Raw genomic sequence first — 18,384 nt, 5'->3', positions numbered from 1 at the left:
CGGAAGGGGGCGTCAGGGCCAGCAAAGGCGCCGGGGAAGCTCAACTGGCGGGAGCAGCAGAACCGGCGGGAGTAGCAGGCTTGGCGGGGGTAGCAGGCTTGGCGGGGGTAGCAGGCTTGGCGGGGGTAGCAGGCTTGGCGGGGGTAGCAGAACCGGCAGGAGCAGAAGAACCGGTAGCTCCGGAACTGGCGAAAGCTAGGGACGTGATGACATCGGCATCACCCTCACACCGCCCGAAAGACTCAGCAGCCGAGGGCTCCTCAGAACGAGCCCCGGTGCGCTCGGCACCGATCCCGGCCAGCACCACCAGCCCCACCCCGAAGACCGCCCCGGCTCCCGGCACCTGCCCCAGCAGCACCAGACCGATCACCGTGGCCACGGCCGGCTCTAGGCTCATCAGCGTGCCGAAGGCCGCAGCGGTGAGGCGGCGCAGGGCGAGCAGTTCCAGGGTGAACGGCACCACCGGCACCAGCGCGGCCAGCAGCAGCCCGAAGAGCACGACGTCGGGGCCGGGGCGGATCTCGCCGCCGGCCAGGCCGGGCAGCGCGACCGCGGTACCCACCAGGGCGGCCACCGGCATCGAGATGCCCAGCCCGCGCAGGCCCGAGACCTCGTCGCCGATCCGCTGGGTGAGCAGGATGTAGGCCGCCCAGCAGAGGGCGGCGGCCAGGGCCAGGGCGATGCCGGCCGGGTGCACGTCGCCGGTCCACGGTTCGGTGAGCAGGAGCACCCCGGCCAGGGCGGGCAGGGCCAGCAGGCGGGCCCGGCCGCGGCCCCGGAACAGCGCCACGCCCAGCGGACCGAGGAACTCCAGCGCGCTGGCGGTGCCCAGGGGCAGGTAGACCAGAGAGGCCATGAACAGCATGGTCATGCCGGCCATCACGGCGCCCAGCAGCAGGCCGCTGACCAGACCGGCCCGGCTCACCTCACCCCGGCGGGGCCGCAGCAGGATCGCGAAGAACAGGCCCGCCCAGGCCAGGCGCAGCCAGGCGGTGGCCACCGGGCCGATCTCGTCGACCAGGGGCACCGCGACGGCGAGGCCGAGCTGGACGCTGAGGATGGCACCGACGGCGAGGAGCGAACCGCTACGGGCGGAGGAGGACGTTGTCACACCCGCATGTCACCTCAGATGGATCGTCCGCGTCCACGTGCCAATCATGGACACACCGTTCGGGATTCATGGACAATCCAGCGATGGACACCCGGCGCCTGGCCTTCCTGCTCGAGCTCTCCCGGCTCGGCTCGATGCGTGAGGTGGCCGACGAACTGGGCACCACCACGTCCACGGTTTCCCAGCAGATCGCCGTTCTGGCCAAGGAGGTGGGCGCGGCCCTGGTCGAGCCGGACGGGCGGCGGGTGCGGCTGACTCCGGCCGGTCGGCGCCTGGCCGAGCACGCGGTCACGATCCTGGCCGCGGTGGAGGCCGCCCAGGGCGATCTGGACCCGTCGGCGGAACCCGCGGGCACGCTGCGGGTGGGCGGTTTCGCCAGCGCGATCCGCCGGGTCCTGCTGCCGATCGTGCGGCAGCTCGGCCAGGACCACCCCCGGGTGCGGGTGCTGATTCACGAGTACGAACCGCTCGAGGCGCTGGGCATGGTCACCGCGGACGAGATCGACCTGGCCCTGGTCTACGACTACAACCTCGCTCCCCGCCCGAAAGATCCAGCATCGCAGTGGATTCCTTTGTGGACGACCCCCTGGGCGGTCGCCGTCCCGGAGGCTCTCGCCGGCGCCGCCCGGACGAGCGCCCCGGCCACCCTCAAGGCCCTGGCCGACCAGCCGTGGATCGTGAACTCGCGCAACACCGCCGACGAGGACGCGGTGCGGACCCTGGCCTCGATGGCCGGTTTCGAGCCGCGGATCAGCCATCAGGTGGACAGTCTCGGGCTGGTGCAGGAACTCCTGCTGGCCGGGCAGGGCATCGGACTGCTCCCGGTCGACCATCCGGTGCGTGCCGGGGTCCGGCTGCTGCCGCTGCGCGACCCCGGGGTGATCCTGCGGGCCTATGCGGTGACCCGCGCAGGCCGTTCCGAATGGCCGCCCCTGGCGCTGCTTCTCAGCCTGCTCGTTTCCGGTCAAACCACTCATTGAGGACGCTTGTGGGCACCGATTCTGTTACTGGTGTGGCCAAAGTGACCAGCCCTGGCCAGTATCCGCCGGATCGGGCAGACTGCCGCAACTGACCGGTTGACGGCCACTAGCCTGATCCGTTCTTGGAGGGGGCCGGAATGAAGAGCAAAGGGTGGCACGAGGCGAGGCTGATCCCGACCACGGGTATCGCCTCGCAGGTGGAGCAGGAGCGCCGGGCGAGCGCCGCGCTGCTGGCCACCATGAGCGCACATCCGCGTTTCGGGCGGGCCCTGACCGGGCCGCTCGGGGCGCCCGAAGGCGTGATCGAGACCTTTGTCGAGGTGCCGTTCTCCAGCGGGCCCACGCAGTGCCTGCCGCACGGGGTGGTCCGGGTGCGCGAGGGCGGCCGGCAGTGGACGGCGCTGGTCGAGGTCAGCACCGGTCCTCGCCCGCTGCGCCGGGCCCGGCTGGAGGCCTACCTCGACCTGGCCACCGAACAGGGCATCGACGCCCTGCTGACGATCAGCAACGAGATCCCGCCGGTGGCCGGGCAGCACCCCACCTCGGTGGCCAAGGAGAAGCTCGGGCAGGTGGCGCTGCTGCACTACCCGTGGAGCAAGATCGTGGCCGAGGCGGTGGTGGAGCGGGAAGAGGGCGCGGCCGGGGAACCGGCGGCGGTCTGGGTCCTCGGCGAGCTGATCCACTATCTCGAGCACCCACGTTCGGGAGCCCTGCTGTTCGAGATCGCCGACGACGCCCCGACCACGAAACTGCCCCGGCTCAGCGAGCTCCAGGTCCTCGACGAGCTGGGCGACATCGAGGGGCTGGACGAGCTCGAGGCCGTGGACAACGTTCGCGATCCGGTGGCCGAGGTGCCGGCCCCCCGCGGCCCGGCCCGCCGGGAGATCCGGATCGCGCTGCGCGACGACGTCGAGCCCGAGCCGCCGGGCAAGCCCGGCTGGTACCGCGAGCAGGGCGAGTTCAGCGGCCGGCTGCGCTGGTGGGACGGCGAGGTCTGGACCGACCACGTCTACGCCCTGCCACCCGCCCCGCCCGGCGTCGAGAACCGGCCCTCGGCCGAGGAACAGACCTCGGCCGAGAACCAGCGGTCCTAGAGCAGTTCGACGTCGAGACGGGCCTGCAGTTCGGCCGGCGTGATGCCGTAGGTCTCGCGCGCCCGGACCCCGCCCGGCTCGATGTCGAACACCCCGCTCTCGGTGTACACCCGGCTGACACAGCCCAGGCCGGTGAGCGGGTAGGTGCACTCGGGGACGATCTTGGGCTGCCCGTCCCGGGTGAACAGGGTCATCATCACGAAAACCTGCTTGGCGCCGATCGCCAGGTCCATCGCACCGCCGACGGCCGGGATCGCCCCCGGTTCGCCGGTGTGCCAGTTGGCCAGGTCGCCCCGGGCCGACACCTGGAAGGCACCGAGCACACACACGTCGAGGTGACCGCCGCGCATCATGGCGAAGCTGTCGGCGTGGTGGAAGTAGGCGGCGCCCGGTGGTTCGGTGACCGGGACCTTGCCCGCGTTGATCAGGTCGGGGTCGACCTCGTCACCGACCGCGGCCCGCCCCATCCCGAGCATGCCGTTCTCGGTGTGCAGCACCACCCCGCTGTCGGGGGCCAGGTGGTCGGCGACCATCGTGGGCTGCCCGATGCCCAGGTTCACGTAGGCGCCGGCCGGGATGTCCCGGGCGACCAGGGCGGCCAGTTCGGCCTTGCTCAGCGGGCCTTCGGCGGTGTTCATCAGATCCTCACCATCCGGTCGACGAAGATGCCCGGCGTGACCACGGTCTCCGGGTCGATCCGGCCGGCCTCGACGATCTCGCCGACCTGCACCACCGTGGTGGTCGCGGCGGTGGCCATCACCGGGCCGAAGTTACGCGCGGTCTTGCGGTAGACCAGGTTCCCGGCCCGGTCGGCCCGGTGCGCCTTGATCAGCGCCACATCGCCCCGGATCGGGTACTCCAGCACGTACTCCCGGCCGTCGATGGTGCGCCGCTCCTTGCCCTCGGTGAGCGCGGTGCCCACCCCGGTGGGGCAGAAGAACGCGCCGATCCCGGCCCCGGCCGCCCGCATCCGCTCGGCCAGGTTGCCCTGCGGCACCACCTCGAGCTCGATCTTGCCGGCCCGGTAGAGCTCGTCGAAGACGTACGAGTCGCTCTGCCGGGGGAACGAGCAGACCATCTTGCGCACCTGCCCGGCGGCCAGCAGCGCGGCCAGGCCGTAGTCGCCGTTGCCGGCATTGTTGCTGACCACGGTGAGGTCGCGCGGGCCGCTGCGGCGCAACGCGTCGATCAGCTCGACCGGCTGCCCGGCCGACCCGAATCCGCCGACGAGAACGGTTGCCCCGTCGGTGATCCCGGCCACTGCCGCATCGGCGTCGGGGTATTCGGTGGCGGTCATCGGGCGTTCTCCAGAACCACGGCAAGGGCCTGGCCCACCCCGATGCAGATGGCGGCAACTCCCCAGCGCTCGCCGCGCTCGGCCATCACCGCGGCCAGCGTGCCCACCAGCCGCCCGCCGGACGCGCCCAGCGGATGACCGATGGCGATCGCCCCGCCGCGCACGTTCACGATCTCCGGATCCACGTCCCAGGCCCGGATGCAGGCCAGCGACTGCACGGCGAACGCCTCGTTCAGCTCGACCGCACCGACATCACCCCAGCCGATCCCGGCCTTTTTCAGCGCCTTTTCAGCGGCGGCCACCGGCGCATAGCCGAACGCCTGCGGCTCGCACGCGTGCGCCGCCCGCCCGGCGATCCGGGCCTGGGGCGTCAGCCCGAGCAGATCCTCGGCCGCCCCGGAGCCGACCAGCACGGCCGAGGCGCCGTCGTTCAGCGGTGAGGCGTTGGCCGCGGTGATCGTGCCGTCGGGCCGGAAGACCGGCTTGAGCGAGGCCAGCTTCTCGATCGTGGACGAGGCCCGTACCCCCTCGTCGCGGGACAGTTCGCCCACCGGCGTCACCAACTGCTCGTAGAAGCCCTCGTCCCAGGCCTGCTGGGCCAGCCGGTGCGAGCGCAGGGCGAACTCGTCCTGCTCCGGACGGCTGATCGAGAACCGTTCCTGCAGCTGCTCGTTCGCCTCACCGAGCGAGACCGTCCACTCGGCCGGCATGTTCCGGTTCACCAGCCGCCAGCCCAGCGTGGTGGAGACCAGCGAGGCGTCGCCTGCGGGAAAGGGCCGGTCCGGCTTCATCATCACCCAGGGCGCCCGGGTCATCGACTCCACCCCACCCGCGAGAACCAGGTCGGCGTCGCCGGTCTCGACCGACCGCGAGGCCTGCATCACCGCGTCGAGCCCGGACCCGCACAACCGGTTCACCGTGGTGCCCGGCACCGAGACCGGCAGGCCGGCGAGCAGGCCGGCCATCCGCGCCACGTTGCGGTTGTCCTCCCCGGCACCGTTGGCGTTGCCGAACACGATCTCGTCGATCCGGGCCGGGTCCAGACCGGGTGCGGTGGCCACCAGCTCCCGGACCACGTGGGCGGCCAGATCGTCGGGGCGGGTGCCGGCCAGGGCGCCGTTGAAGCGCCCGAACGGCGTGCGCAGGGCCCGGTAGACGTACGCGGCGGGCATCGGAGAACCTCCGGCTGTTCGCTGAGCGAACGCTTGTGCGTTCTGAGAACAGGGTAACCCGGGCCTTCCCGACGAGCCAGGGGTCGGCCATCATGGGCGCCCCCCCGTCCCGCGCGATCGACCCGGATGAGCTACTACGTGACCGATGTGAAGATCGACCTGATCGAGGAACCGGACGGCCGGTACCGGCTGACCGCCCGGATCGCCGGCGTCACCTACCTCACCGACCGGTTCGCCCTGCTGAGCAGCGGCCTGCGGTTCGACTACGCCCAGCTGCTGGCCCACGAGGCGGCGCTGATCCTGGCCGCCCGCCCCACTCCGGACAGCCCGGAGTTCGAGTACGACACCCGCACGCGGTACGAGCGGGCCCTGGACGCCGCCAAGCCCTCGCAGCCCGCCCCGTCGCGGACCCATCTGCCCACCTGGATGCGCGAGGACACGGTCGTGCAGGTCCCGGCCGGACACGGCTGGATCAAGGGCTTCCTGGCCAACGGAACGGAAAGCGGCACCGACACCGGGGAGCCGGCCGTCGAGGTGATGGTCTTCCAGCAGGACAGCGGCCTGGGCCTGCACCATCCCGACTCGCTCACCCACGTCCCCGACCCCTCGCCCGAGGTCCAGGACTGGATCGAGAGCGAGAAGAGGGCGCTGCGCATGCAGACCTGGCGCGGCCTGCGGCAGCGTTCCAGCGGGATCCGGGTGTACCGGCTGGAGGAGGAGGCCGAGGCCCTGGCCTCGACCCTGGTACCTCGCGGCGACCTGAGCGATCCGCGCATCGTCGACATCGACCTGTGGGCCGGTCAGGGGGCGGGCGAGTACCGCGACGACCTGCCTGACCAGCACCGGCTGACCCTGCAGGTAGACGGCGGAGAACTGCACACCGGCACGTTCGGCGGCACCGGCCAGGTGCACGCCCGCGCCACCGCCCTGCTGCTGGACGCGTTCGGCGACCCGGAGACGGCCCTGCCCGCCTGGCGTCTGCGTTCGGACGAGGACCGGGTGCTCGAGGAGCAGCTCAAGCAGCAGGGCCTGACCAGCGACGAGGTGGCCGACCTCCGTCCGCTGCTTCCGGGCCAGATCGTGCGTACCCCGGCGAGCGAGTCAGGAACCACAGATTTTGGACGGGTGGATCACCTCATGACGGCAGGTTTCGTGGCCGTGGTGCGGGTTGGGCAGGGTCCTGCGCTGTTCCCGCCGGAGCAGCTCACGCCCTACGAGCCCACCGCCGAGGAGCAGCCCCGGCTCGAGGCCCTCGACCGGCAGATCCGCCACGACGTCCGGGTGCGGGCCGAACGGGAGGCCGGTTCGCTCACGCTCAACGACCACCCTGTGACGCCAGATCTGTACTGATCTCGGCGGCGCAGACCAGGAGCGGCCCGAGCAGCTGCTCGCGGATCCGGGCCACGCTGTGCCGGGTGGTGGTCGACACGTTCACCGCGGCGACCACCAGCCCGGCCGCGTCCCGGACCGGCGCCGCCACCGAGCGCAGGCCGGGCTCGAGCTCTTCGTCGACCAGGCACCACCCCTGGAGGCGGATCTGCTCCAGCTCGGCCCGGAGCTCTTCTACGTCCACAATCGTGTTCTCGGTGAGCCCCACCAAATCGACCCGCGAGAAGTAGCCCTCCACCCACTCAGGCGGCTTCCCGGCCAGCAACACCCGTCCCATCGACGTCGCGTAGGCGGGGAAACGCGTCCCCAGACCGATCGCCACCGTCATGATCCGGCGGCGCTCCACCCGCGCCACGTAGACGATCTCGTCGCCGTCCAGCTCGGACAGTGAACTCGACTCGTCGGTGGCCGCGGTGAGGTCGGCCAGGTGCGGGCGGGCCAGGGTGGGCAGCGGCGACGAGGCCAGGTAGGCACCGCCCAGCTCGAGCACCCGGGGCGTCAGGGAGAACCGGCCGTCACGCAGCCGCACGTACTTCAGGTCTTCCAGGGTGTGCAGGATGCGCCGGGCAGTGGCCCGCGACGTGCCCGAACGGCGGGCCACGTCGGACAGGCTCAGCTCCGGGTTCTCGGCGTCGAAGCACCGGATCACCGCCAGCCCGCGGGTGAGCGACTGCAGGCTCTCGGCGCGTGCCGCGGGCTCCGAGCTCATGACCGCCCACCCTAGGGCCAGGTCGTACGCTGCCGGTATGAAGGGTGGGATCCAGCAGTTCACGCAGCTTGCCCGGGAAACGGACGAGGATCCCGACTACGCCCGGCCGACCCCAACCCCGCGGCAGCAGCGCTGGGACGTGGTCACCGGCCTGCTCCTCGCGGCCGGCACCCTGACCAGCACCCTGCTGTACCGCAGCTTCGTCGGCCGGGACAACGACGTGCTGCAGATCTCGATCCTGGAGTCGGTGCTCTGGTCGCTGGCCGTCGCCCTGCCCCTGTGCGTGCGCCGGCGCCACCCCGTGCCGGTGCTCCTGGTGGTCTCGGCGATGTTCATCGGGATGCAGTCGCGCGCCGTCATCGAGGGCACGATGAGCTCGATCGCCCTGTTCAGCGCCCTGTACACGACCGGCGCGTGGACCCAGGACCGGCGCGTGGCGAACATCGTCCGGCTGCTCGTCGTGGTGATCATGTTCTGCTGGCTGGCCTACCTGATCAGCGCCACCGCCTGGGCCGAGACCGGGCCGGACGCCGAGCCCGACGAGGGCCCGATCCCTGCCCACCTGGCCAGTGTCATCTACTCCACCCTGATCAACATCCTGTTCTTCGCCGGGGCCTGGTACTTCGGCAACGCCGCCTGGAACCGGGCCGCACAGGAGGAGCAGTTGCGCCGCCGCACGCTGGAGCTGGCGCGCGAGCGGGACGAGAGCGCCCGGCGGGCAGTGCTGGCCGAACGCGTCCGGATCGCCCGCGAACTGCACGACGTGGTCGCCCATCACGTGAGCCTGATGGGAGTACAGGCCGGGGCCGCCCGCCGCGTGCTCGACCGCGACCCCGAGCTGACCCGTCAAACCCTGGGCGTGATCGAGGAATCCGGCCGGTCCGCGGTGGAGGAGATGCGTCGCCTGCTCGTGGTTCTGCGTGACTCCGACGACCAAGAGGACGGCGAAGAGACCACGGCGAGTCCCCCGTCCTCTGGTGTCGATGCTCTTGAACAACTCCTGCGCAACGCCGCAACTCCCGGCCTGGCCACCGAATTCACGGTCGTCGGCACTCCGGCGACGTTGACCGCGGCGGTGAGCGTCTCGGTGTTCCGGATCGCCCAGGAAGCGGTGACCAACGCGCTCAAGCACGCAGGAGCGTCCCGGATCGACTGTCGTCTGCGCTATCTGGCCGAGGCGGTCGAGGTCGAGGTGGTGGACAACGGCCGCGGCCAGGCACCTCTGGGAGGCAAGGGTTCCGGGCTCGGCCAGGTGGGGATGCGGGAACGGGTCGAGATGCACGGCGGCACCCTGGAGATCGGCCGCCGGCCCGAGGGCGGCTACCGGGTGAGGGCGCGGATTCCCCTGGTGCGGGCGGCAGTTACGGGCAACACGGAGAACGAGAGGACGGCGGTGCCCCGGTGAGCGGCTCCGAGCAGTACGAAGAGGACCAGGAACAGCCCCCGATCCGGGTGCTGCTGGCCGACGACCAGGAGCTGATGCGGGCCGGTTTCCGGATGATCCTGTCCAGCGAGCCGGGTCTGGAGGTGGTGGCCGAGGCCTCGAACGGGGCGGAGGCGATCGCCCGGGCGGCCCGGTTCACCCCGGACGTGATCCTGATGGACGTGCAGATGCCGGGCACCGACGGGCTGACCGCGACCCGCGAGATCACCCGCGACTCCACGGCCAAGGTGGTCATCCTGACCACCTTCGACCGGGAGGACTACCTGTTCGAGGCGCTGCAGGCGGGCGCGGCCGGGTTCCTGCTGAAGAACGCCAGCCCGGAGGAGCTGATCCAGGCGATCCGGATCGTCGCCCGGGGCGACGCGATGCTCGCCCCCGAGCTGACCCGGCGGCTGCTCGACCGGTTCGCCGTGCGCTCCGGGGTGGTGCAGCGCCCCGACCTGCTCGACCAGCTCACCGAGCGGGAGTGGGACATCCTGCGCCTGCTGGCCACCGGTTCGAGCAACGCCGAGATGGCCCAGCAGCTGTTCGTCGGCGAGGCCACGGTCAAGACGCACGTCTCGCGGATCCTGCAGAAGCTCGGTCTGCGCGACCGGATCCAGGCGGTGGTGTTCGCCTACGAGACGGGTGTGGTGACTCCGGGGCAGAAGCCGGGCTGATCTCGTCCTCGATGCTCTTTTCTGGTTGAGGACGCCGGTGGGCACCGACGTCCGTCGCGAGGGGGATGCGGTGGTTCCGTCGCGCGCCGGACGACCGGTGCCCGTTCGCAGGCATAGCTTTCTGAGGGTCAGGAGAAATCCTCACCATCAGGAGCGCGGATCATGCTTGAGCTGGACGGCATCAGTCGTTCGTTCGACGGTCGCCGGGTACTGGACGGCATCTCGTTCAGCGTCGAGCCCGGCCGGCTCACCGGTTTCGTCGGGTCGAACGGCGCCGGTAAGACCACCACCATGCGGATCGTCCTGGGCATCCTCGCCCCGGACGCCGGGACCGTGCGCTGGAAGGGGCAGGCCCTGGACCGGCCGGCCCGCCAGCAGTTCGGGTACATGCCCGAGGAGCGCGGTCTCTACCCCAAGATGAACCCCGTCGACCAGCTGGTCTTCCTGGGCCGGCTGCACGGGCTGAGCGCTGCCGAGGCCCGCCGCAAGGCCACCGGGCTGCTCGAGCAGCTGGGCCTCGGCGAGCGGATGAAGGACAAGCTGGAGTCGCTGTCGCTGGGTAACCAGCAGCGGGTGCAGGTGGCCGCGGCGCTGCTGCACGATCCGGTCCTGCTGGTGCTGGACGAGCCGTTCAGCGGTCTGGACCCGATCACCGTGGACACGATGACCTCGATCCTGCGCACCAGCGCGGCCGGGGGCGTGCCGGTGCTGTTCTCCAGCCACCAGCTCGACCTGGTCGAGCGGATCTGCGACGACCTGGTGATCATCGCCGGGGGCGGCGTGGTGGCCCAGGGCACGGTGGAGTCGCTGCGGCAGGAACGGGCCGGTGCGCGGTTCCGGCTGGTGCTGGGCGAGGACGCGGGCTGGCTGCGCGACGTGCCCGGCATCGACGTCCTCGACGTGGACGGTCCCCGGGCCCTGGTCGAACTGCCTGACGTGACGCACGACCAGATGCTTCTGTCCGCCGCCGTCCAGCGTGGGCCGGTGCACGAGTTCAGCCGGGTCGTCCCGGCCCTGGGCGACATCTACCGGGAGGTCTCCAAGTGAACTTCGAGATGGTCCGGGTGATCGCCGCCCGGGAGATGAGCACCAAACTGCGCGACCGCGGCTTCATCATCTCCAGCGTGGTGATGCTGGTGCTGGTGGCGCTGGGCATCATCCTGCCGGCGCTGTTCCTGAACGACGACGACCACCCGAAGTACCGGCTGGCCGTTGCCGGGCAGACGGCGAGCCAGGTCGGCGAGGTGGCCAAGAGCGGTGGCGAGGCCGCGATCCGCCTGGAGGAGGAGCGCGAGAAGGCCGACGACGAGGCCGACGAGCAGGACGTGCCGCTGCTCACCCGGTCCGTCGGGACCGGGGTGCCCGCGGCCGACGTGACGCTGGTCGAGGCCGACTCGGCCGACGCCGCGATCGCCCTGGTGCGCTCCGACGACGCCGACGCGGCCCTGGTCGAGAAGTCCGACGGCATGGTCGAGATCGTCGGCAACAACGACATCGAGGGCGACCTGAGCCGCTTGGTGGCCGCCGCCTTCCAGACCTACCAGACCCAGGGCATGCTGGAGCTGGGCGGGATGACCCCGGACCAGATCGCCGAGCTGCAGGACGTGGGCACACCTTCGGAGCGACTGCTCGAGGGCGGCGCCGAGAACGAGGGCGTGGCCATGGTGCTGGCCCTGGCCTTCGCCTTCCTGTTCTACTTCACCGCCCTCACCTTCGGGATCACGATCTCGCAGAGCGTGGTGGAGGAGAAGCAGAGCCGGGTGATCGAGATCCTGGTGGCGGCCACCCCGGTGCGGGTGCTGCTGGCCGGCAAGGTGCTGGGCAACGCCGCCCTGGCCCTGGGGCAGGTGGCCCTGCTGCTGGCTATCGGCCTGGCCGCGGCCAGCGCCACCGGGCAGAGCGTGGCCACCACCCTGCTGCTCGACTCCGGGGGCTGGTTCCTGCTGTTCTTCGCTCTCGGGTTCATCATGCTCAGCTGTGTCTGGGCCGCGGCCGGCGCGCTGGCCGCCCGGCAGGAGGACCTGCAGGCCACCACCATGCCGCTGCAGATCGTGCTGATCGCCCCGTTCCTGGCCGGCGTGTACATCACCGACCCGGGCACGGCCCTGAAAGTTCTCTCCTACGTGCCGTTCACGTCTCCGCTCAGCATGCCCCGCCGGCTGCTGATCGACGACGCGGCGTGGTGGGAGGCGCTGATCTCGCTGGGGATCATCGCGGTCACCGGCCTTCTGCTGATCGCCTTCGCCGCCCGGCTGTACGAGGGTTCGCTGCTGCGGACCAGCACGAAGACCTCGCTGGCGACCGCCTGGAAGCGGGAGAAGCAGTCCGTCTGAGTCCACCGCCGGCCCCCGGGGCCCGTCACCGACCGTGTCATCGGTCGGTGGCGGGCCCTTCTGCTTGTCCGGGTCCGTCACCAGGCCCGCAAGTTCGTGCAAGCCCCCGGAAAGACCTTGCGTAGGGATCTGAGCACGTCAGAGGAGTGTGAAGAGGGTCACCGATTGGCATGTCCGGACAGGTTCACAACACCTGTCCGGACAGGTAACGTGAAGGAGACCGCCGCGGGCGTCACCGTTCGTAGTACCAGAACGGCGCTCTATCTCGTCGCGCCCGGATTCTGGCGGAGACCGGAACAGCAGTGCAGAGCCGTGCAACCCGGCCCCCCATCCACGAGGAAAGGGCAGCATCTGTGACCACGATCGAGAACGACGCCCCCACCCGGCACGCGAACCTGCTGGACTGGGTCTCGCAGGCGGCCGAGCTGACCACCCCCGACCGGGTGGTCTGGATCGACGGCTCGGCCGAGCAGCACCAGGCCCTGATCGACGAGCTGGTCGCCGCAGGCACTTTCGTGAAGCTGGACAAGAAGCCGAACTCCTACTGGTGCGCGTCCGACCCGACCGACGTGGCCCGGGTCGAGGACCGCACGTTCATCTGCTCGCTCGACGAGGCCGACTGCGGCCCGACGAACAACTGGATGGACCCGGCCGAGATGCGCTCAATCATGCGGGATCTGTACCGCGGCTGCATGAAAGGCCGCACGATGTACGTGATCCCGTTCGTGATGGGCCATCTGGACGCGGAGAAGCCGATGTTCGGGGTCGAGATCACCGACTCGCCCTACGTGGTGGTCTCGATGAACGTGATGGCCAAGACCGGCACCCGGGTGCTCGCGGCGATGGGTGACAGCGCCGAGTACGTACCGGCCATGCATTCGATCGGCGCTCCGCTCGAGCCCGGCCAGCAGGACGTGGCCTGGCCCTGCAACGACACCAAGTACATCGTGCAGTTCCCGGAGAGCCGCGAGATCCAGTCGTACGGCTCGGGTTACGGCGGCAACGCGCTGCTGGGCAAGAAGTGCTACTCGCTGCGGATCGCCTCGGTGATGGCCCGCGACGAGGGCTGGCTGGCCGAGCACATGCTGATCCTGAAGCTGACCTCACCCACCGGCACGGTGAAGTACATCGCGGCCGCCTTCCCCAGCGCCTGCGGCAAGACCAACCTGGCCATGCTGGAGCCGACGATCCCGGGCTGGAAGGTGGAGACGCTGGGCGACGACATCGCCTGGATGCGGTTCGGCCGGGACGGCCGGCTGTACGCCACCAACCCCGAGAACGGCCTGTTCGGGGTGGCTCCCGGCACCGGCTGGGACACCAACCCCAACGCCATGCGGGCGATCGAGGTGGGCGGTTCGGTGTTCACCAACGTGGCGCTGACCGACGACGGCGACGTGTGGTGGGAGGGGATGACGCCGCAGCCCCCGGCGCACCTCACCGACTGGCACGGCAACGACTGGACGCCGGACTCGGAAAACCCTTCTTCGCACCCCAACTCGCGGTTCTGCACGCCGATCCGTAACTGCCCGATCCTGGCCCCGGAGTACGACGACCCGGCCGGGGTGCCGATCTCGGCGATCCTGTTCGGCGGGCGCCGCAAGACCACGATCCCGCTGGTCACCCAGGCCCGGGACTGGAACCACGGCACGTTCATGGGCGCCACCCTGAGCTCGGAGACCACCGCGGCGGCGACCGGTGCGGTCGGGGTGGTGCGCCGCGACCCGATGGCCATGCTGCCGTTCATCGGCTACCACGCCGGTGACTACTTCCAGCACTGGCTCGACGTGGGCAAGGGCGCCGACGCCGACAAGCTGCCGAAGATCTTCTACGTCAACTGGTTCCGGCGCGACGCCGACGGCGGCTTCCTCTGGCCCGGTTTCGGCGAGAACAGCCGGGTGCTGAAGTGGGTGGTCGACCGGCTGGAGGGTGCGGCGGCCGCGGTCGAGACGCCGATCGGGCACGTGCCCGCGCCCGGCTCGCTCGACCTCGACGGCCTGGCCGTGTCCGAGGAGCAGCTGGCCCAGGCGCTGCACGTGGACGCGCAGGAGTGGAAGGCCGAGATCCCGCTGATCCAGGAGTGGTTCGACAAGATCGGCGAGAAGACCCCGGTGACCCTGCTGACCGAGCTGGACGCTCTGAAGGCCCGGTTGGGCAGCTGACGCGGCGCCCGGCTCACCGACGGCGTGGGCCGGGCCCTCACTCGTACAGCACGTACTCCGGGCGCGGCTTGAGCTTGAGCACCTGCGCGGGCGTCATCAGCCGGCCGTGCTCGCGGTCCTCCTCGAAGAACAGCTTGAAGCCGGTGTGGATGCCCTCGGGCAGCGGCTTGACCAGCTTGCGCCAGGTCTCCTCCTTGGCCTCGCGCGAGCCGATGCCGTCCACGCTGATCACGAAGCCCAGGTTGCGGCGGGCCCGCAGACCGGGCACGTCACTGATGATCCGTGAGGCCAGCTGGTGCACCACGAAGGGCTTCTGCGGCAGCTGCTTCTCGGCCACGAACTCCGACAGCCACAGCGAGACCTCGTTCAGCTCGGCCGCGCTGGTGCGCCCGTACACCCGCCCGGGCCGCTCCTTCGCGCCGACCGCCCACTCCGGGTCGAGCGCCACGCCCACGTCGGGCTCGGCCAGCCAGCGGCTCATCGCCTTGACCTCGGTGAGGAAGTCGGCCCGGCCGGGCTGGATGTTCAGCAGCAGCAACGCCTTGTTGGCCCGGGCCACCTTCAGGTAGCGCTCGATCTCGGCGTCGCTGGTGCGGCTGCGGTGCAGACCGTCCTTGCCCGGAGAGGCCTGCACGACGGTGGCGATCAGCTCGAGCACCGGCAGCGGCTCCCGGCCGTCCCCGTCGTACTTCGGGCCCAGCTTCTCGATCTCCTCGGTGCGCTTCTGGAGACTGCCGATGCCGAGCCGACCGAAAGCCTCGGCCGCCCCGCCCGAGTAGCCGACGAGCCGGTAGCGCGGGAACAGTTCGGTGCCGCCACGGGGCAGTTCCTGAACGCTGGGACTGCCCGAAGGGGTAGCGGTGGCGGTCGTCGTGCCCGGGGCAGTGCTGGTCGCGCTTGGGCTCACCGGGGAACTTGAGGACGACGGACTCGTCGATGCGGTCGGGCCCGGTGACGCCGGGGTCGAGTTCGGGTCGGAGGGGGCCGGGCTCGCCGCCGGCGGCCCGGCGGTCTCGGCCGTCTGAGCCGTCTGGGCCGAATCCGACTGACAGCCCGCCAGCACGAGCGGGACCAGAGCCGCCGCTCCCACCCCCATCAGCAGTTTCCGGTTCTGCAGGGGGCGAGCGGGACGCACGAGGAGCACCTCCGGGGGCTGTGGGTCGCTTGTGACATGCGGGCAGTCGACCCATCCGACCACGACCCCGGCGAAGCGCGCATCCCGGCTGCAAACGCTGCGCCGAACGAGTGCATCACCCAGCGCGTCCGGGCCGCCACGCAAAACCAGAAAGGGCCCTGTGACCAGCCGTGTGGCTGACCGCAGGGCCCTTTCGGACCGCGGAGGCGGCGAGATTTGAACTCGCGATGGGGAATAACCCCCAAACCCGCTTAGCAGGCGGGCGCCATAGACCGGACTAGGCGACGCCTCCCCGTGATGCGGCAAGGCTACCGGTCGAGCCCGGTCCGCGGCAAAGCAGATGCTCCGGCGCGTCGTGTCCGTCCGGATTCACAGCGTTCCCCCGGGCAGTCGAAGCGTTCCGAAGGGGTCAAGATCCTGGCGTGTGGGTAGCCAACACAGCCAAGAGCTTTATTGTTAGCGCCGAGGGCGGATCCGCGCATATCACTTGCATACGGTGCGAATCGGCCCATGTCACGTGAGTAACGATTTGCCCATGTGACTCACGGCACGACCCGGATGCGGTAACGATTTTGCCGTCTGCAGCGAGGCAGAGGGTTGGAACCAGTGGTGCATCTACTACCGGTAGCTCATTCAGCAGGCACCACTTCACACGGCAGGAGGCGTGGGTGACGCAGGTCGAGCCCTTCTCGCGGCGCCCACGACGAGCCGACGCCGAGCACTACGGCGAGCAGTCGTCCGGTCAGGGCTCCGCGGCGGGTGACCGCTATGCCGATCGGGGCCGCGGCTCCGATCGCGGCGGGCGTTATGACGAGTACGCCGAGAGCCGCTCCGGTCGTTCCGACAGCGACAACGGCGGTTACGACCCCCGGCCCGGTAACCGCAGCAGCAACGGCGGTTACGACCCGAGGCCCGGTAACCGCAGTGGCAACGGTGGTTACGACCCGCGGCCGAGCGACCGCAGCGGCGGTTACGACCCCCGGCCCAGCAGCCGTAGCAGCAACGGCGGATACGACCCCCGGCCCAGCGACCGCAGCGGCAACGGTGGCTACGACCCCCGCCCCAGCGACCGCAGCAGCAACGGCGGTTACGACCCCCGGCCGGGCGCCCGCAGCGCCGCAGCGGCGCCTGAGCGGCCTCGCGCCGCCGACGACCGCGAGCCCGGTGGCCGCGCCCAGGCCCGGGAGCCGAAGAGCCGTCTGGCCGCGCCCCCGCCAGGCGACGAGAACGACCGCCGCGGCAGCCACGCCACCACCTACGGCCAGGGTTTCTCCTGGGTCGTGGCCTGGACCATCATCGGCGCCCTGGTGCCCGGCCTCGGCCTGATCGCAGCCGGCTGGCGCCGGCTCGGCGCAGCCGTCCTCGGGGTGATCGCGGTGTCGTTCGCCGGCTTCGCGGTCTGGGCCCTGACCGGCAACATCCTGCAGCGCGGCCTGTCCGTGGCCCTCGAGCCGCAGAAGCTGCTCATGCTGGCCATCGCGGCCGTGGTGATCGGCGTGCTGTGGGCCCTGGTCGTCCTGCTCACCAACAGCCAGCTGCGCCGCTACGCCACCCTCGACGGCGCCCAGAAGGCGTTCAGCTGGGTGGTCGTCGCCGCCCTGGTGGTCGGCGTGGGCGTGCCCACCTACACCGTCGGCAACTACGCCCTGGTACAGCGCGACCTGGTCAACACCGTCTTCGGCGGCGACGGTGACGAGGACTCGGACGACCAGAAGCCGAACACCGAGGCGGCCGACCCGTGGGCCGACACGAAGCGGGTCAACGTGCTGCTGATCGGCTCCGACGCCGGCGAGACCCGTACCGGTATCCGCCCGGACACGATGATCCTGGCCAGCATCCAGCCCTCGAGCGGCAACACCGTGCTGTTCAGCCTGCCCCGCAACCTGGAGCGGGTGCCCTTCAAGGAGGGCAGCCCCGGCGACAAGTACTGGCCGGACGGTTACTGGTGCGAGGCCAACCAGTGCATGATCAACGGCATCTGGCGCTGGGCGGAAGACACCCCGAACTCCGGCTACGCCAAGTTCAAGAACCCCGGTCTGAAGGCCACCGAGGACGCGATCACCGGCGTGCTCGGCCTGGAGATCGACTCCTACGCGATGCTCAACCTCAAGGGCTTCGAGGAGTTCATCGACGCCATCGGCGGGGTGGAGCTCGACGTCTACGAGCGTCTGCCGATCGGCGGCAGCTCGACCAACCCGGAGAAGACCAAGGGATACATCGAGCCGGGCAAGAACCAGGACATGGACGGCTACCACGCCCTCTGGTTCGCCCGGTCGCGCTGGAGCACCTCCGACTACAGCCGGATGGAACGTCAGCGCTGCCTGATCGCCGCGGTCTCCTCGCAGGCCGACCCGGTCACCCTGGCCACGAACTTCCCGAAGATCGCCAAGGCGCTGAAGAGCAACATGTCGACCAGCATCAAGCAGGACGAGCTGCAGGCGTGGGTCGAGCTGGCCACCCGGGTCCAGGGCGGCAAGCAGACCAGCCTGGCGTTCACCGACAAGGTGATCCCGGACCGGGCCAACCCGGACTACGACCTGATCCACGAGCAGGTCGACAAGGCGATCGCCAAGTCCGAGAAGGCCGCCAAGAAGGCCCAGAGCACCCAGGCGTCCACCCCGAGCCCGAGCGTGAGCGCCACCGAGGGCACGACCACCACCAAGAAGCCGAAGAAGCCGAAGGCCACCGGCGACGCCACCGAGGCACAGGACGTCGCGGCCGTCTGCTGATCCACCTCCGCCGGTCGGCCGACCTCCACATCGGCCGACCGGCGTTCTGGTGTCCCCCACTCGCACACAAGTAGCCGCCTTGTCCGTCTTTGCCGCGCCCAATGCCGTCGAGACGGGCTGCTGCGCAGGCATACTCGCGGCTCAGTGCGCGATCCGCGGCTGCCCGGGCCACC

At 70.5% G+C, this 18,384-nt stretch carries 16 protein-coding genes and 1 tRNA gene; 10 read left to right on the top strand and 7 right to left on the bottom strand.

Annotation, left to right across the window (positions count from 1 at the left end; all coding sequences use genetic code 11):
- Window positions 1-40: 40 nt before the first annotated feature.
- Window positions 41-1,111, bottom strand: coding sequence for an EamA family transporter (locus tag QSK18_RS30575; protein ID WP_285626356.1), 1,071 nt, complete (start codon window positions 1,109-1,111; stop codon window positions 41-43).
- A gap of 83 nt (window positions 1,112-1,194) precedes the next feature.
- Here QSK18_RS30575 and QSK18_RS30570 point away from each other — a divergent pair, with 83 nt between their 5' ends.
- Window positions 1,195-2,091: a LysR family transcriptional regulator gene (locus QSK18_RS30570; RefSeq protein WP_285626353.1), complete on the top strand. Its 897-nt coding sequence runs from the start codon at window positions 1,195-1,197 to the stop codon at window positions 2,089-2,091.
- A 137-nt stretch (window positions 2,092-2,228) separates the two neighbouring features.
- On the top strand, window positions 2,229-3,185 hold the full coding sequence (locus QSK18_RS30565) for a DUF2510 domain-containing protein (RefSeq protein WP_285626350.1): 957 nt from the start codon (window positions 2,229-2,231) through the stop codon (window positions 3,183-3,185).
- Here the strand turns inward: QSK18_RS30565 and QSK18_RS30560 are convergent.
- From QSK18_RS30560 to QSK18_RS30550, 3 genes are read right to left on the bottom strand one after another with little or no spacing between them, the layout of a single operon-like run.
- The gene (locus QSK18_RS30560; RefSeq protein ID WP_285626347.1) at window positions 3,182-3,823 is read right to left on the bottom strand and encodes a 3-oxoacid CoA-transferase subunit B; all 642 of its coding nucleotides are present in this window, start codon (window positions 3,821-3,823) and stop codon (window positions 3,182-3,184) included. The genes QSK18_RS30565 and QSK18_RS30560 overlap by 4 nt on opposite strands.
- Window positions 3,823-4,482 carry a 3-oxoacid CoA-transferase subunit A gene (locus QSK18_RS30555; RefSeq protein WP_285626344.1) on the bottom strand — a complete coding sequence of 220 codons (660 nt, stop codon included), beginning with the start codon at window positions 4,480-4,482 and terminating at the stop codon, window positions 3,823-3,825. The genes QSK18_RS30560 and QSK18_RS30555 overlap by 1 nt, the downstream gene beginning before the upstream one ends.
- Window positions 4,479-5,654: a thiolase family protein gene (locus QSK18_RS30550; RefSeq protein ID WP_232811638.1), complete on the bottom strand. Its 1,176-nt coding sequence runs from the start codon at window positions 5,652-5,654 to the stop codon at window positions 4,479-4,481. The genes QSK18_RS30555 and QSK18_RS30550 overlap by 4 nt, the downstream gene beginning before the upstream one ends.
- Before the next feature lie 138 nt (window positions 5,655-5,792).
- On the opposite strand from QSK18_RS30550, the gene QSK18_RS30545 reads away from it, so the two are divergent.
- A complete protein-coding gene (locus QSK18_RS30545) occupies window positions 5,793-7,004 on the top strand; it encodes a hypothetical protein (protein WP_285626341.1) in 1,212 nt (403 codons plus the stop codon).
- Here the strand turns inward: QSK18_RS30545 and QSK18_RS30540 are convergent.
- The gene (locus tag QSK18_RS30540; protein ID WP_285626338.1) at window positions 6,970-7,752 is read right to left on the bottom strand and encodes an IclR family transcriptional regulator domain-containing protein; all 783 of its coding nucleotides are present in this window, start codon (window positions 7,750-7,752) and stop codon (window positions 6,970-6,972) included. The two genes, QSK18_RS30545 and QSK18_RS30540, sit on opposite strands and share 35 nt — an antisense overlap.
- A gap of 37 nt (window positions 7,753-7,789) precedes the next feature.
- Between QSK18_RS30540 and QSK18_RS30535 the strand changes: the two genes are divergently transcribed.
- From QSK18_RS30535 to QSK18_RS30515, 5 genes are all read left to right on the top strand, one after another.
- Complete coding sequence (locus QSK18_RS30535; protein WP_285626334.1) at window positions 7,790-9,157, top strand: sensor histidine kinase; 1,368 nt, start codon at window positions 7,790-7,792, stop codon at window positions 9,155-9,157.
- Window positions 9,154-9,855, top strand: a complete 702-nt coding sequence (locus QSK18_RS30530; protein ID WP_232811634.1) for a response regulator — start codon at window positions 9,154-9,156, stop codon at window positions 9,853-9,855. The genes QSK18_RS30535 and QSK18_RS30530 overlap by 4 nt, the downstream gene beginning before the upstream one ends.
- A 162-nt stretch (window positions 9,856-10,017) precedes the next feature.
- Window positions 10,018-10,902 (top strand): ABC transporter ATP-binding protein, encoded by an 885-nt coding sequence (locus tag QSK18_RS30525; protein WP_285626330.1) that lies wholly within the window; start codon window positions 10,018-10,020, stop codon window positions 10,900-10,902.
- Window positions 10,899-12,188 carry an ABC transporter permease gene (locus QSK18_RS30520; RefSeq protein ID WP_232811632.1) on the top strand — a complete coding sequence of 430 codons (1,290 nt, stop codon included), beginning with the start codon at window positions 10,899-10,901 and terminating at the stop codon, window positions 12,186-12,188. The genes QSK18_RS30525 and QSK18_RS30520 overlap by 4 nt, the downstream gene beginning before the upstream one ends.
- A gap of 353 nt (window positions 12,189-12,541) precedes the next feature.
- A complete protein-coding gene (locus tag QSK18_RS30515) occupies window positions 12,542-14,347 on the top strand; it encodes a phosphoenolpyruvate carboxykinase (GTP) (RefSeq protein WP_232811631.1) in 1,806 nt (601 codons plus the stop codon).
- A 37-nt stretch (window positions 14,348-14,384) separates the two neighbouring features.
- Here the strand turns inward: QSK18_RS30515 and QSK18_RS30510 are convergent, their stop codons facing one another.
- Window positions 14,385-15,254 (bottom strand): hypothetical protein, encoded by an 870-nt coding sequence (locus tag QSK18_RS30510; protein WP_285626326.1) that lies wholly within the window; start codon window positions 15,252-15,254, stop codon window positions 14,385-14,387.
- Here QSK18_RS30510 and QSK18_RS30505 point away from each other — a divergent pair.
- On the top strand, window positions 15,232-15,372 hold the full coding sequence (locus QSK18_RS30505; protein WP_285626323.1) for a hypothetical protein: 141 nt from the start codon (window positions 15,232-15,234) through the stop codon (window positions 15,370-15,372). The two genes, QSK18_RS30510 and QSK18_RS30505, sit on opposite strands and share 23 nt — an antisense overlap.
- Before the next feature lie 311 nt (window positions 15,373-15,683).
- Here the strand turns inward: QSK18_RS30505 and QSK18_RS30500 are convergent.
- A tRNA-Ser gene (locus tag QSK18_RS30500) sits at window positions 15,684-15,774 on the bottom strand.
- 376 nt (window positions 15,775-16,150) lie between these two features.
- Between QSK18_RS30500 and QSK18_RS30495 the strand changes: the two genes are divergently transcribed.
- Entirely contained in the window at window positions 16,151-18,211 is a 2,061-nt protein-coding gene (locus QSK18_RS30495) for an LCP family glycopolymer transferase (protein WP_285626320.1), read from the top strand.
- Window positions 18,212-18,384 lie beyond the last annotated feature (173 nt).

Source organism: Kineosporia sp. NBRC 101677 (genome assembly GCF_030269265.1).
Lineage (GTDB): Bacteria > Actinomycetota > Actinomycetes > Actinomycetales > Kineosporiaceae > Kineosporia > Kineosporia rhizophila.
This window is presented reverse-complemented; position numbering and strand designations above follow the sequence as displayed.